Source organism: Streptomyces sp. NPDC056296 (genome assembly GCF_042268605.1).
Taxonomy (GTDB): Bacteria; Actinomycetota; Actinomycetes; order Streptomycetales; family Streptomycetaceae; genus Streptomyces.
The window spans coordinates 47419-61802 of sequence record NZ_JBHJRX010000049.1; the positions used below are offsets into that span (position 1 = coordinate 47419).

Sequence of the window (14384 nt, forward strand, 5' to 3'; positions counted from 1 at the left end):
GCAGCGCGGCGGAGTACGACGGAACGTGACGGAAGGGCGGCGTGACCCATGACCGTGTGGGACGACCTCGTCGGGCAGGAGAAGGTGAGCGAACCGCTCGCCGCCGCTGCCCGGGACGCCGACGCCTTCGTCACCGCCGCCGCGGCCGACGGCCCGCTCCCCGAGACGTCGAGCATGACGCACGCCTGGCTGTTCACCGGCCCGCCCGGCGCGGGGGTGGCGCAGACGGCGCGGGCCTTCGCCGCCGCGCTGCAGTGCGTGAGCCCCGACCGCGCACTCGGCGGGGTCCCCGGCTGCGGCTTCTGCGACGGATGCCACACGGCGCTCGTCGGCACCCACGCGGACGTCAGCACGGTGGTCGCCATGGGTGCGGAGATCCGCGTCCCGGACATGCGGGACACGGTCCGCAAGTCGTTCACCTCACCCGCGAACGGCCGCTGGCAGATCATCCTCGTCGAGGAGGCCGAGCGGCTGAACGAGAAATCCGCCAACGCCGTCCTGAAGGCCGTGGAGGAACCCGCCCCGCGTACGGTCTGGCTGCTGTGCGCCCCGTCCGTCGAGGACGTCCTGCCCACGATCCGCTCCCGCTGCCGCCACCTGAACCTGCGCACCCCGTCGGTCGACGCCGTCGCCGACATGCTCGTACGGCGCGAGGGCGTCGAGCCGGACGTCGCCGCCGCGGCGGCCCGCGCCACCCAGGGCCACATCGACCGCGCCCGCCGCCTGGCCACGGACCCGGCCGCCCGGGGCCGCCGGGCCGCCGTGCTGAAGCTGCCGCTGCGGGTCGAGGACGTCGGCGGTGCCCTCAAGGCGGCCCAGGAACTGGTCGACGCCGCGGCGGAGGACGCCAAGCAGCTCGCCGAGGAGATGGACACCAAGGAGAGCGAGGAACTGAAGGCCGCCCTGGGCGCGGCACAGGGCGGCCGGCTGCCGCGCGGCACGGCGAGCGTGATGAAGGATCTGGAGGAGAACCAGAAGCGCCGCAGAACGCGCACCCAACGCAACAGCCTCGACCTCGCCCTGACCGACCTCACCGCCTTCTACCGCGACGTCCTCGCCCTCCAGCTCGGCTCCCGTGTGGCGATCGCCAACGCCGACGCCGAGGAAGCCCTGGATCGTCTCGCCCGCGGCAGCTCACCGGAGTCCACCCTGCGCCGCATCGAGGCGATCGCCGCCTGCGGGGAGGCCCTCGACCGCAATGTGCCGCCGCTTCTCGCGGTCGAGGCGATGGCGATGGCGCTCAGAGCGGGCTGACGCTCCGAGGCGGGGTTGACGACGTAACTCGTACGAGGCACGTCGAGCACACACAGCATCGATGAAGTCGCGGAGAGTTACGCTCGCTGAATGCACACAAGGCGCACCCACCGCAGGGCCCGCATCGGCAGGACCCGGATCGGCAGAACTCGTACCGGCAGGACTCGTACCGGCAGGACCCGTACCGGAGCCATGCTCCTGGCCGCCGCGCTGCTCGCCACCGCCTGCTCGGCCGGGGGCGCGTCGACGTCGGCCGGTTCGGCGGCGGAGGCGGCCGGATCGACGGAGGCGGCGAAGGCGTCCCTGGCCGCGTTGCCGCAGGCCACGCCCTCCGCGCTGGCGCCGTACTACGAGCAGAAGCTGAGCTGGCGCGACTGCGGTGTCCCCGGCTTCCAGTGCGCCACCATGAAGGCCCCGCTCGACTACGCGAAGCCGACCGAGGGAGACGTCCGGCTCGCCGTGGCCCGCAAGAAGGCCACCGGCCCGGGCAAGCGGCTCGGCTCGCTGCTGGTGAACCCGGGCGGACCGGGCGGTTCGGCGATCGGCTACCTCCAGCAGTACGCGGGCATCGGCTACCCGCAGGAGGTCCGCGCCCAGTACGACATGGTGGCGGTCGACCCGCGCGGCGTGGCCCGCAGCGAGCCCATCGAGTGCCTCGACGGCCGCGAGATGGACGCGTACACGCGGACGGACGTCACCCCGGACGACGAGGCCGAGGCGGACAAGCTGGTCGACGCCTACCAGGAGTTCGCCGAGGGCTGCGGAGCGGACGCGCCGAAACTGCTGCGTCACGTGTCGACCGTCGAGGCGGCCCGCGACATGGACATCCTGCGGGCGGTGCTCGGCGACGAGAAGCTGACCTACGTCGGCGCCTCCTACGGCACCTTCCTCGGCGCGACGTACGCCGGCCTGTTCCCGGACCGGGCGGGCCGCCTGGTCCTGGACGGCGCGATGGACCCGTCACTGCCCGCACGCCGGCTGAACATGGACCAGACGGCGGGCTTCGAGACGGCGTTCCAGTCCTTCGCGAAGGACTGCGTACGGCAGCCCGACTGCCCCCTCGGCGACAAGGGCACCGCCCCCGACCAGGTCGGCAAGAACCTGAAGGCCTTCTTCGACGACCTGGACGCCAAGCCCGTCCCCACCGGCGACGCGGACGGCCGCAAACTCACCGAGTCACTGGCCACCACCGGCGTGATCGCGGCGATGTACGACGAGGGTGCCTGGCAGCAGCTGCGCGAGTCGCTGACCTCGGCGATGAAGGAGAACGACGGCGCCGGCCTGCTGGTCCTGTCCGACAGCTACTACGAGCGCGAGGCCGACGGCGGCTACAGCAACCTGATGTTCGCCAACGCCGCCGTGAACTGCCTGGACCTCCCCGCCGCCTTCACCTCCCCGGACGAGGTGCGAGACGCGCTCCCCGACTTCGAGAAGGCGTCCCCGGTCTTCGGCGAGGGCCTCGCCTGGTCCTCCCTGAACTGCGCGTACTGGCCGGTGGAGCCCACGGGTGAGCCGCACCGCATCGTGGCCGCCGGCGCCACCCCGATCGTCGTGGTCGGCACCACCCGCGACCCGGCCACCCCGTACCGCTGGGCCGAGGCCCTGGCCGACCAGCTCTCCTCCGGCCGCCTCCTCACGTACGAGGGCGACGGCCACACCGCCTACGGCCGCGGCAGCACCTGCATCGACTCCGCGATCAACACCTATCTGCTGCGCGGCAGCGCACCGGAAGACGGCAAACGCTGCTCGTAGCGCCCTGGCGACCGCCCTTCCCGCCCCGGAGCCCGAGCCTCCGGGGCGGGTACGAGGCACCCTCGGAAACTGTGTAGACTTACCGACGTTGCTGATCGCACCATGGTGCACAGCGCACGCCGCCTTAGCTCAGATGGCCAGAGCAACGCACTCGTAATGCGTAGGTCTCGGGTTCGAATCCCGAAGGCGGCTCTATCGAACCCCAGGTCAGGGCTTTGACCTGGGGTTTCTTGTTTCGGGTGACCTTGGAATCCGGGCTAATCGGGCACCTGTGTTCTACGCATCGCAATGCGTAGGTCTGGGATCGACTGGCAGTGGGCACTTGGGTCCACAGGGCTGTGACCTCGCTTTTTGCTCTGTGCTGCCGGTCAGCTCGGGTCTGTCGGTTTCGGTGTGGTGGCCATGTGGTGGCCAAGCGTGCAGCGATTGTGTAAATGGGTCCCGATCTGCTGTGCGGTCACGGGCGTGTTTGGGGCCGCAGAGTCGTGCCATCCGGACAATTCCACGATCAACGCGTTCCACCTGGGGCACGATCGACAGGAGCCGCCGCAGCGGTACAGCCAGCGGTGATGTTCACCGATACCAGGTCGCGACGTCGGCTGGGCGGCCGGTCGAGGATCGCCGGGCCGCAGTGCTTCAGCGCCGCTTCTTCGCCCTGGTCCACAGCAACAACCCGGACATCCGGTCCGAACCCGTCGGAGCCATGCCCGTCATGTGGAACAGCGATGAACGGGCGGACAGCAACCGCGGCTGAGCGAATGGCATCAGAGGGAGACGATCAGTGCCAACACGGCAGTCAGGTAGTGGCAGTGGCTCGCCAGGCGCTGGTGACGCACCCTTCCTCCCAGTGCCACCATCCCTCGGCCTCGCCGTGCTCCCAGAGGTGGTTACTGGCCTGCACAAGGTCTGACTCCTTGTTGGTGAATGCTCGAGTCCCTGGCCCTGGGCCAGCGGTGGAGTCGCTGAGCCCCGAGCCATCTAAGGGGTGCCGCTCAGGCAGACTTGGCAGTCATGCCGCGTTCTCGGGCGAGGAGCTCGACGATCTCGTGGAGACGGAACTTCGGGTCGGGAGCCTCGGCGATCATTTCGATGAGCAGGTTGTTGAAGTCGTCCAGTGCGGGGCTGCCGAGCCCAGCCGCGTTCATCGCGGCGTGCCCTTCCCGGAGTTGCGCGATGATGCGGGCGGCGTCGGCGCTGACGGCGGTCGTCATGCCGACATTTCCGCCCGCTCGGACCCGGTCTCGCAGAGGACACGGGTGAGCGTGTCCCACACCTGGTCGGGGTCCCCAATCTCCAGGATCATCCCGGCTGCCACGTCGAGGGCCTTGTCGATACGCCCGCCGTTGTTCTCCTTCTCTACGTCGATGGCGCGCAGTGCGCGGACAACGTGGGGGCGGGCCGCCGCATGGGCGGCGGGCAGCCGGTCGGTGGCGTTCGCCAGGTCCCAGCCAGCCGGGACCTGGTATGCGGCCGGGCAGTCGTCGTAGGTGACGACCCTGGGAGTGCCTTTGCCGCTGCCCAGGTGGACGTCCAGGCGGAGCTGGGACGCTTCCCGGAACAGGGCGGTGATGCCCGGTCCCATGCCGTCGAGGATCACCTCGCGGACGGCGTACCCGTGCCGGCGCAGCAAGACGCGGGCGAGCCAGACGGCGGTGCCGGGATCAGTGAGGTGCCTGTCGTAGACGAGGGTGGCGGTGCCGTCGGCGGCACTGAGGTCGCGGATGTCGGCGGCCTTGCCGGGGGAGGTGGTTCCGCGTCGGACCGTGAGGGCGAGGTCGAGGGGGATCGTGGCGGTCACAGCGTCACCCCGGTCTGCTTGGTGGGGATACGGGTCGTGACGAACGGCGCTGGCATGCCAGGCACCGGTACTCCGAGCGCCTGGGCGAGCAGGTGCCGGGCGGCAGTGTGGTGCTCCAGTTCGCTGCGCCCGGTCGGCATGGTGAGCCGCAGCTCACCCGTCTTGCGCTGGACGATGACGGCACCGAAGAACGACCGGTCGATGATCGGGGGGTCGGTTAGGGTGACGCCCAACTCGTTGATGAGCACGGGCAGGGGGGTGTCCATCAGATGGTCGGTGGACGGCTTCGTGGCGGAGACGGTCACAGCGTCACCTCCGTGGCCTTGTCGGTGTACAGCTGGCGGAGGCGGAGGAAGATGTCGTCCGCGAGTTCCTTGGCCTTCTCCGGGGTGTACACGTCCGGGAGGGACTTCCGCATCGCCTCGTCGACCGCCCCGGGGAGGACGGCGGCGAGCCGGTCGAGGAACGCGGTGGGGGTGGCGGTGGTGGCCTTGTCTGAGCCGGAGAAGGTCATACCGGCATCACGCCCTGGTGGGCGAGGAGGGCGCGTGCGGCCCACAGGCGCGTGGCGGGAGCCTGTCCGGCGGGGACAGCGAGGAGACGGGTGCCGTCCTTGAGCTGCAGGTAGTGCCCGTACAGGCCGTCGAATGGACCTTCCAACTCCACGACCTGGATGCCATGCGCAGCGGTGAGCACCTCGAACACGGTGGTGGGGTCGTTGACGACAGCCATGATTCGGGCGGAGTCCTGCTCGACACGGGCCTGCATTCCTGCGTCGGAATTGAGGGCTTCGGGCTGTGGAGGCAGAGAAGCTAGGTGCTTGGTGACGCCGACGGGAGTAACACCTGTTGCTGTTTTCGCCATGGTCTTGCTCCTTCAACTCAGGAGTTGGGTCCAGACCTCGGGACCGTTGACGTAACCGGCCGAGGGCGTTCTGCTTTTGGTGGTAGTCGCCCTGGCGAGGGCGGAACAGGCGTCCTTCTCCGTTCGGGGGACGCTGCCCCTGAGACCGAGTACCGCACTGCTACGAAGCGCGTAGAGTGGGCCCTTTTTCGGGATCTGGGTGACTGCTAAGCCGTGACGAGGACCGCGGTATCGACGTCGACCGGTGCGGCCTCGGTGAGCTCGACGTCGAGGCTCGGGGCGCAGGGCTTCATCGAGACGGGACCGAGGCCGTGGGCCTTGAAGATGCGGGTGATCTCGGCGAGGTCCGGGGCCTACCGCGAGGACGGGGTGCGGAAGACGCGCCATGTGCCCTATGCGCTGGCGGGCAGCTTGTCGAGGACCTTCTTCGCGGCGCGCTCGCTGCGGTCGGTGCGGCAGGCCTGGTCGGCGGCGAGCGCGTATTCGCGGGCGGCGGCTTCGTTCTGCTCGACCGGGGGATCTCGTCGACCTCGTCCAGGTCGGCCGGGTTCAGGACCTCGACGATCGCGGTCTTGGCTTGGTCGGCAATGAGGGCGGCGGGGGCGACGACGGAGCGGACCGCGTCGGTGATGGTGCCGACCTTGCCCCGCACCGGATGAACGGTGCGGGGCATGCGAGGAGAGCGACTTCGCGTCGCTGGGTCGGTGCGCTGGACGCCCTATTGTCGCCGGGCCGGAACTGGAGTCTCGCCCGACGGGTCCCGGCCCAGCCCGCCGCCGGGCCTCCCTGGGACCAGAATGGGGCCGGAAGGACAGGGAAGCCCCGGGAGGGATCACCCAACCCCGAGCGCCCCAATGCGTGGAGCTCTTCAGCCGCGGTTTCGATGATCGTGCCCTCGCCGACCGGGTGCCGGGCCTCTTCCTTCTTCGGGGCGCGTTTTCACCAGACTCAGTGCGTGTCGGGCTTCGGGTCCGGCAGGGGGAGTTCGTCGAGGTCGAGGGTGAAGGTGCGGCCGTCGGCCAGGGGGATGGGGAGCTTGCCTGTGCCGTATGCGCGGGTGTGGGCGGTGCTGTAGCCGCTGGAGGTGGGCTCGGTGTGCAGGACGACTTCCCGGGCGTATGGATCCACGACGAGGTAGACGGGGATGCCGTACCGGCCGTACTTCGCGGTGCAGTCGTCGTAATCCTTGCGTGCCGAGGACGTGGAGACGACCTCCGAGATCAACAGGACGTCCTCGAAGCTGTAGCGCTTGCCCTCCTTGTGCGCGTCCTCGCGCAGGATGGCCAGGTCGGGGGCGGAGTTCTCGTCGGCGGGGAAGTCGATGTAGACGTCCGAGGTGACCTTTGCGTGACGGCCGAGGGCGAGAGAGTCGATCTGCATCGACCTGATCGTGCTGGAGTGCTCTTCGCTCTGCGGGGTCATGATGATCTTTCCGTCGGCGCCGAAGAACACCACGTATCCCGCGGGGAACTCGGTGTGCGTGATCGCGTCGACACTCATGGACGGTGCTCCTTCCCGTGTGCCGTCATGATACGGCGGACAGAGCCGTCCCACGGGCGGACTTCCGTGGCGTGCGCGCACCACGAGGGGGAACCGGTCCGCACGAGCGGACGCCGTGATGCGGGGGCGTGCGCCGGGCCCGTAGGTGTTCAGACCCAACAGCTGGCGTTGGGTGGCTTTCAGGCGCGGCGGGCACCTTCCGGGTGGCCATGGGGTGGCTGGACACCTTCGGACGTTGCGGTACGAGGTACCGGCGTCCGGTACGAGGCATGTGATGTGATCAGGCACACCGGCATCTGGCGGCATCAGTCGTCACCAGGGCCGGGCGGGCTGGAGCACCAGGTCCGCCGCTGTCCCGCCTGGGTCCGCCGGGTCACCCTGGCGATGCCGACCCACGCCTTCCTCGCCGTCGTCCGCGCCGACGAACACGCACACCGGCCCACACTGGACGACGTGATCCCGTTTGCCTGCCACGAGATCTGCCGCCTATTCATCGCGCTCGTCGTCCGGCCGCCCGCGACACGGCCCACTCACTTGCCTCGTCCGACTGGCGCGGCCGCCCACCAGGCATGATCATGCATCAGTCACTACCGGAGGCGAACCGCATCCCTCACATCAAGATCACGAGTTCTGAACCGTTCCTTGCGGTTCTCCGTACCAGTGGCCGGTGGCCAGTGGCCGGCGACCATGACCACGCGGCCAGTGCGGCGAACCGCGGGGCCGCGGAGGGGCGTACGCCGGGAATCGCGGTCGTGAACGGTTAGCATCGCGCACACGCTGTCGGCCGGGGACGAGGTGAGGGCATGGGCGAGTACACGGGTGGTCCGAGGATCGCCGTCGCCGTGGTGACCATGGGGAACCGGCCCGCCGAGGTCGACGCCCTGCTGGAGTCCGTGGCCAAGCAGGACGTTCCGCCCGCGCGGATCGTCATCGTCGGCAACGGTTGCCCGCTGCCCGAGTTCGCCGCGCGGCTGTCGTTGCCCGGTGAGGTCACGCCCATCGAGGTCGACGAGAACCTGGGCTGTCCCGGCGGGCGGAACGTGGCGCTCGCGCGGCTGCGGGAGTTCGGCGACACCGACGTGGTCGTGGAGCTGGACGACGACGGGCTCCTCGTGGACGCCGATGTGCTGCGCCGGGTGGGGGAGCTGTTCGCCGCCGACGACCGGCTCGGCATCGTCGGCTTCCGGATCGCCGACGAGCACGGCGAGACACAGCAGCGGCACGTCCCCCGGGTCGGCGCCTCCGACCCCATGCGGGGCGGGTACGTCACCGGGTTCCTCGGCGGTGGGCACGCGCTGCGGTCGACGATGCTCGACGAGGTCGGCGACTGGCCCGCCGAGTTCTTCTTCGCGCACGAGGAGACCGACCTGGCCTGGCGCGCGGCCGACGCCGGATGGCGCATCCTCTACGCGCCCGAGCTGCTGCTCCAGCACCCGAAGACCTCGCCCGCACGGCACGCCGTCTACTTCCGGGTCAACGCCCGCAACCGGGTCTGGCTGGCCCGCCGCCGGCTGCCACTGCCGCTGATCCCCGTCCACCTCGGCGTGTGGATGCTGCTCACGCTGGCGCGCAACCGGTCGCTCGGCGGGCTGCGGGCCTGGTTCGGCGGGTTCGCGGAGGGCCTGCGCAAGCCCGCGGGGGAGCGGCGGCCGATGCGCTGGCGCACGGTGGGGCGGCTCACCCGGCTGGGCCGGCCGCCCGTCATCTGAGCAGGACAGAGAGCCCCGGTCGTTCACCTCTGACGAACGGGGCCCTCATACGTCCCCGGACCCGGCCGCAGCGGCGACACTCCCCCGAGCAACGCGTTCTACGCGCGCACCCCCGGGCCAGATCCGATGATGTGATCACATCAGACCTTGCCAACGGATCGCTAACATGTGGCCAACGGTTCTTCGTTGACGAGGGGTCGCCGTGACGGAGACGGCCGTGGCGGAAAACCGCCGTGAGGAAGGTGGTAGGGCGGAGTGAGGCGGTACCGCCTGCGGTTCGGGCTGCTGGGGCCACCGGTCCTGTACGCCGCCGATGCCGCCGTCCCGGTGGCCGATGCCGCTCCCGTTCCCGTCCCCGTTCCCATCCCTGTCCCCGTCCCCGTCCCCATTCCTGTCGCCAGTCCCAAGGCCCGGGCCCTGCTCGCCGCGCTGCTGCTGGAGGCGGGGCGGGCCGTGTCCGTCGAGTCGCTCGAGGACGCGCTGTGGGGCGGCGCCCCGCCGGTGTCCGCGCGGGCCTCGCTGCACAATCACGTGACCCGGCTGCGGCGGCTGATCGACGAGCCCGGCCGGCTGCGCACCGTACCGTCCGGCTACCTCCTGCGGGTCGAGGAGGGCGAGGTCGACGTCCACGTCTTCGAGGCCGCCGCGAGCGAGGCGCGCGCCGCGCACGCCGACGGCGACTGGGCTCGGGTCGTGCGCGCGGGCTCGGCCGCACTGGCGCTGTGGCGGGGCGCGCCGCTCGCCGGGCTGCCGGCCGAGGTGGGCGGGTACGCGTTCGCCCAGCGGCTCCAGGAGACGCGGCTCCTGCTCACCGAGTGGTGCTACGACGCCGAACTGTCCCTCGGTGGCGCGCGGCTGGAGAGCCTCGTACCGGAGCTGTCGGCGCTCGCCGCCGAGCATCCGCTGCGGGAGGCGTACCACCGTCAGCTGATGCTGGCCCTGCATCGCACCGGCCGGCGGGCGGAGGCGCTGGCCGTCCACCGCGATCTGCGCGCCCGCCTCGCCGAGGATCTCGGCATCGAGCCGGGCCCCGCCGTGCGGGCGGCGCACATGGAGGTGCTGCGGGGGGCGGCGGCCGCGCCGCCGAGCGTGGCTGAGCGGAACCCGACGTCGCGGAGCGCCGCACCACAGAACTCACAGAGCGCCGCACCACAGAACTCGCAGAACGCCGCACCACAGAGCCCACGGAGCGCCGCACCACAGAGCTCACGGAGCGCCGCACCACAGAACTCACAGAGCGCCGCACCACAGAACTCGCAGAGCGCCGCACCACAGAGCTCACGGAGCGCCGCTCCACAGGACTCACGGATTGCCGCACCACAGAACGCTTCCCGCGATGCCTCCTCCCGTCATGCCGCTTCCCGCGACGCCACCCCCCGCGACCCCGTACCGCGCGTCGACGTCCCGCCCGTCCGTCCGGTTCCGGAGCAGGCGGCCTCCCCTCCGCGTCCGGCGCAACTGCCCGCCGCGCCGCCACACTTCACCGGCCGGGACGCCGTACGGGGCGACCTGGTCCGCGCCCTCGCCCCCGGCTCGCACCCCCGCGTAGCCGTCGTCAGCGGTATGGCCGGCGTCGGCAAGACCGCCCTCGCGCTCCATGTCTCGCACGGGATGAAGGAACGTTTCCCCGATGGGCAGCTCTACCTCAACCTGCACGGCGCCACCCCCGGAATGTCCCCGCTGACCCAGGAACAGGCGCTCACCGCACTGCTCCGCGACCTCGGCGCCGATCCCCGGCTCGTCCCCGAACGGACCGACGCCGCGGCCGCGTTGCTGCGCTCGCTACTCGCGCCGACACGTACGCTCATGCTCCTGGACGACGCCGAGAACGCCGCGCAGGTACGTCCGCTGCTGCCGGCCGGCCCCGGCTGCGGGGTGATCGTCACCAGCCGGTCGCCGCTCACCGCACTCGACGGCGCCCACCGCTTCCCGCTCGCGCCGCTGTCCGGGGCGGAGAGCGCGGCGCTGCTGCGGGCGGCGTCCGGGCGCGACAGCCGGTACGGACCGGACGCCGGTCACCCCCTCGTCGAACTCACCGGCCGTCTTCCCCTGGCCCTGCGTGTCGTCGCCGCCCGCCTGGCCGCCCGGCGCGCCCTCACCCCCGACGCGCTCGCCGGCCAACTGGCCGCCACCGAAGGGCGGCTGAACCACCTGGAGTACGACGACCTGAGTGTGCGGCGTTCCCTCGCCGTCGCCCACGACGCGCTCGCCGCCTCCGACCGCGAGGCCGACCGGGACGCCGCCCTCGCGCTGCGCCGCATCGGCGCCCTGGATCTGCCCGCGTACGGCGCACCGCTGCTCGCCCGTCTCATCGACGCCGACGAGGGCCGCGCCGAGGCCGCCCTCGACCGCCTCGTCGACGTGGCCCTGCTGGAGGAGACCGCGTACGGCCGCTACGCCCCCCACGACCTGGTGCGCGAGTTCGCCCGGGAGATCGCCCGCGGCGACGACAGTACCGATGGCACGGATGGCACGGATGGCACGGATGGCACGGACGGCACGGATGGCAGGGACAGCAAGGATGGCATCGCCGCGATCACCCTGCGCTGGTACGCCGCCGTCGCCGAGCGCGTCCTCACCGCGATCGTCGAACCCGGCATCGACCAGGACGACCGCCGCCGCCCCACCGCCGCACAGCCCCCGGAGCACGCGACGGAGGTCGCCTCGGTCCCGCCCTTCGCCCGCTCCGAGGACGCCTTCGCCTGGGGCGATCTGGAGGCGGAGAACGTCGTCGCCCTCGTCGAGCGCCACGGCGGCGGCAGTGGCAGTGGCGGTGGTGATGGCGGGACCCGGCATCTCGCCGTCCTCGTCCGTCTCCTCTTCCCCTACGCCCAGCGCAGCGGCCGGGTCGCCGAGATGGAGGTACTGGGCCGGGGCGCCCTCGCCCTCGCGCGGCGCCACGGTGACGAGGCCGCCGAGGCCTACGCGCTGGGCGACCTCGCGGGCCTGCACTTCCTGACCGGCCGGCTCGGTGACGCGCTCGCGCTCAACGACCGTTCGCTAGGGGTCTGGCGGCGGCTCGGGACGGTCACCCGGATCCGGCGCTGCCTCAACAACCGCGGCCTGCTCCTCGAAAACCTCGGCCGGCACGACGAGTCGGCCGAGGCGCTGCGTCAGAGTCTCGCCTACTCGCAGCAGCTGAACGACCCGTGGGGCGAGGCGATCACCCACAGCCATCTCGGCAACCTCTACGAGCACACCGACCCACGGGCGGCGATCGAGCAGCACCGGCGTTCGCTCGCCATCGGCGACGAGATCGGCAACGTGATCGTGCAGCACTCGGCGCACTGCAACATCGGCTACGCCCACCTCACCCTCGGCGAACCGGGCGCCGCCGCCGAGCACTTCGAGGAGAGCATGCGCATCCTGGGCGGGCACGGTGACTGGCACGGCGAGTCCCAGACCAGGCTCGGTCTCGTCCGCGCCCTGCGCCTGCTGGGCCGTACCGAACGGGCCGCGGCCGAGTGCGCGGAGCTGCTCCGCCGCGCCGACGCCCGCGCCGACCGCTACACCGGCGGTCTCGCCCGGCACCAGCAGGGGCTGCTGCTGCGGGAACGGGGACGCGACCGGGAGGCGTACGAACAGTGGCGGGCGGCGCTGGCGGCGTTGGACGGGACGGACGCGAAGACGGTGGCGGGGGAGTTGCGGGAACTGCTGGCCGAGGGCCCTCCCGCCGACTGATCACTTGGCGTCCGCGCAGCACGCCATCGATCACTTGGCGTCCGCAGCACGCCATCGATCCCGGCGTACGCGTCGCATGCCACCGATCACTTGGCGTCCGCATAGCACTCCACCACCGCCGTAGTGAACGGGAACCGCACCGGCGTCGTGCCGAATGTCAGCCGTCCCGCCAGCTCCGCCGCCTCCCGGATCGCCGCGACGACGGCGTCCGCCTCCTCCTCGGGGCAGTGCACGATCACCTCGTCGTGCTGGAAGAAGACCAGCTCCGCCGACTTGTCCGCACAGGCCTGCCGCAGCGCGGCGAGCAGCAGCAGGGCCCAGTCGGCGGCGCTGCCCTGGACGACGAAGTTGCGGGCGAAGCGGCCTCGCGCGCGGGCGTCGGTGGAGGCGTAACCGGGCACCCACTCCTGCGCCCGGCCCGGCGCGTCGGAGGGGTCGTCCTGCGGCAGGCCCGCCTCCTCGGCACCGTCGGCCGCCCCGGCCGCCGGCGGGCAGGTGCGCCCCAGCCAGGTCCGCACGAGCCGCCCCTCCTCGCCCGCGCGCGCCGCGTCGTCGACGTACGCCACCGCCCGGGGGAAGCGGCGTCTGAGCGCGGCGAGGTTCTTCAGGCCGTCGCCGGAGGTCTGGCCGTACACCGCGCCGAGGACGGCGAGTTTGGCCTGGGCGCGGTCGCCGGAGAAGGCGCGGTCGGACACCGACTGGTAGAGGTCGGTCTCGCGGCCGGCCACCTCCATCAGGCCGGGGTCACGGGAGATCGCCGCCAGCACGCGCGGCTCCATCTGGTCGGCGTCGGCGACGACCAGCCGCCAGCCCGGGTCGGCGACGACGGCCCGCCGGATCACCTTGGGGATCTGCAGTCCGCCACCGCCGTTGGTCACCCAGCGTCCGGTGACGGTGCCGCCGGCCAGGAACTCGGGGCGGAACCGTCCGTCGCGCACCCAGTCCTGGAGCCAGGACCAGCCGTGGGCGACCCAGATCCGGTACAGCCTCTTGTACTCGATCAGCGGCTTCACGGCCGGATGGTCGACCGACTCGATCTCCCACCGGCGGGTGGAGCCGACCTTGATCCCGGCCCGCGCGAACGCCTTGACCACCTCCGCGGGCAGATCGGGCCGCACCCGGTGCCCGAACGCCGCGGACACCTCCTCGGCCAGCTCCGCCAGGCGGCGCGGCTCGCCCCCTCCCGCGTACCGCTCGCCGAGCAGGTCGTGCAGTACCTCCCGGTGCACGTCGGCCCGCCAGGGCAGCCCGGAGCGGTTCATCTCGGCGGCGACCAGCATCCCCGCCGACTCGGCCGCCGTCAGCAGCCGCATCCGGTCGGGGTGGGCGGACCGGTCGTGGCGGCGCTGCTGCTCGGCGTAGACGGCGAGCAGGTCGGCCAGGGGCAGGTGGACGGCCTGGGGCTCGAAGAGCGGGGACTGCGCGCCGGGCTCGGCGGAGCGCTGTGGCGGGTCGGGCGGTACCGGGTCGTCGCGCAGCCGGGCCAGGGCCGCCGCGGCCGAGTGCGGCTCCCCGTACCTGCCCTCGTGGCCGAGCAGGAGGGTTTCGGCGGCCTCCACGTCGTAGCACCGCTCCACCCGCACCCCCGACGCGAGCAGGCGCGGAGCGGTCTCGGCGGTGGACCGCCACACCCAGCGCGCGACCTCCGGCCTGCTCCGCACGGCCTCGGCGAGGCCGGCCTCCCGTCGCGCCGGTCCGGCGGGCAGCCCGTCGGGGCCGAGGGGGGCGACCTCCACGCCACCGTCCTCGGCCACGGCGAGTGCCCACCGATCAGCCATGTCGCGAGTGTCGCAGGAGGGACTGACAACGGCCCCCGCTGTGCTCCA

The 14384-nt window shown here is 71.7% G+C and carries 13 protein-coding genes and 1 tRNA gene; 7 read left to right on the forward strand and 7 right to left on the reverse strand.

The genetic code is table 11. The features are described 5' to 3' along the window. Nucleotides 1–48 precede the first annotated feature (48 nt). The 4 genes from ACFCZF_RS30320 to ACFCZF_RS30335 all read left to right on the forward strand — a co-directional run bounded on the left by ACFCZF_RS30320 (nt 49) and on the right by ACFCZF_RS30335 (nt 3760). Complete coding sequence (locus ACFCZF_RS30320; protein ID WP_376674335.1) at nt 49–1254, forward strand: DNA polymerase III subunit delta'; 1206 nt, start codon at nt 49–51, stop codon at nt 1252–1254. 90 nt (nt 1255–1344) lie between these two features. After that, nucleotides 1345–3006 carry an alpha/beta hydrolase gene (locus ACFCZF_RS30325; protein WP_376674336.1) on the forward strand — a complete coding sequence of 554 codons (1662 nt, stop codon included), beginning with the start codon at nt 1345–1347 and terminating at the stop codon, nt 3004–3006. 118 nt (nt 3007–3124) lie between these two features. Beyond that, nucleotides 3125–3198 (forward strand) — tRNA-Thr (locus ACFCZF_RS30330). Nucleotides 3199–3637: 439 nt separating this feature from the next. Then, nucleotides 3638–3760 carry a hypothetical protein gene (locus tag ACFCZF_RS30335; RefSeq protein WP_376674337.1) on the forward strand — a complete coding sequence of 41 codons (123 nt, stop codon included), beginning with the start codon at nt 3638–3640 and terminating at the stop codon, nt 3758–3760. A 238-nt stretch (nt 3761–3998) separates the two neighbouring features. Here ACFCZF_RS30335 and ACFCZF_RS30340 read toward each other — a convergent pair whose 3' ends face one another. From ACFCZF_RS30340 to ACFCZF_RS30365, 6 genes are all read right to left on the reverse strand, one after another. Beyond that, the gene (locus ACFCZF_RS30340) at nt 3999–4217 is read right to left on the reverse strand and encodes a hypothetical protein (RefSeq protein ID WP_376674338.1); all 219 of its coding nucleotides are present in this window, start codon (nt 4215–4217) and stop codon (nt 3999–4001) included. Beyond that, nucleotides 4214–4804, reverse strand: a complete 591-nt coding sequence (locus tag ACFCZF_RS30345; protein ID WP_376674339.1) for a hypothetical protein — start codon at nt 4802–4804, stop codon at nt 4214–4216. Before ACFCZF_RS30345 ends, ACFCZF_RS30340 begins: the two co-directional genes overlap by 4 nt. Continuing rightward, nucleotides 4801–5109 (reverse strand): hypothetical protein, encoded by a 309-nt coding sequence (locus tag ACFCZF_RS30350; RefSeq protein ID WP_376674340.1) that lies wholly within the window; start codon nt 5107–5109, stop codon nt 4801–4803. The genes ACFCZF_RS30345 and ACFCZF_RS30350 overlap by 4 nt, the downstream gene beginning before the upstream one ends. Further along, nucleotides 5106–5318 (reverse strand): hypothetical protein, encoded by a 213-nt coding sequence (locus ACFCZF_RS30355; RefSeq protein WP_376674341.1) that lies wholly within the window; start codon nt 5316–5318, stop codon nt 5106–5108. The genes ACFCZF_RS30350 and ACFCZF_RS30355 overlap by 4 nt, the downstream gene beginning before the upstream one ends. Beyond that, a complete protein-coding gene (locus ACFCZF_RS30360; RefSeq protein WP_376674342.1) occupies nt 5315–5668 on the reverse strand; it encodes a hypothetical protein in 354 nt (117 codons plus the stop codon). Before ACFCZF_RS30360 ends, ACFCZF_RS30355 begins: the two co-directional genes overlap by 4 nt. A gap of 948 nt (nt 5669–6616) precedes the next feature. Continuing rightward, nucleotides 6617–7168: a Uma2 family endonuclease gene (locus tag ACFCZF_RS30365; RefSeq protein ID WP_376674343.1), complete on the reverse strand. Its 552-nt coding sequence runs from the start codon at nt 7166–7168 to the stop codon at nt 6617–6619. A 276-nt stretch (nt 7169–7444) separates the two neighbouring features. Here ACFCZF_RS30365 and ACFCZF_RS30370 point away from each other — a divergent pair, with 276 nt between their 5' ends. The 3 genes from ACFCZF_RS30370 (at nt 7445) to ACFCZF_RS30380 (ending at nt 12558) form a co-directional block, all read left to right on the forward strand. Further along, complete coding sequence (locus ACFCZF_RS30370) at nt 7445–7741, forward strand: hypothetical protein (protein WP_376674344.1); 297 nt, start codon at nt 7445–7447, stop codon at nt 7739–7741. 230 nt (nt 7742–7971) lie between these two features. Beyond that, nucleotides 7972–8877 (forward strand): glycosyltransferase family 2 protein, encoded by a 906-nt coding sequence (locus tag ACFCZF_RS30375; RefSeq protein WP_376674345.1) that lies wholly within the window; start codon nt 7972–7974, stop codon nt 8875–8877. 255 nt (nt 8878–9132) lie between these two features. Next, nucleotides 9133–12558 (forward strand): BTAD domain-containing putative transcriptional regulator, encoded by a 3426-nt coding sequence (locus tag ACFCZF_RS30380; RefSeq protein ID WP_376674346.1) that lies wholly within the window; start codon nt 9133–9135, stop codon nt 12556–12558. A gap of 86 nt (nt 12559–12644) precedes the next feature. On the opposite strand, the gene ACFCZF_RS30385 is transcribed toward ACFCZF_RS30380, so the two are convergent. Then, complete coding sequence (locus ACFCZF_RS30385) at nt 12645–14336, reverse strand: bifunctional 3'-5' exonuclease/DNA polymerase (protein WP_376674347.1); 1692 nt, start codon at nt 14334–14336, stop codon at nt 12645–12647. Nucleotides 14337–14384: the final 48 nt, after the last annotated feature.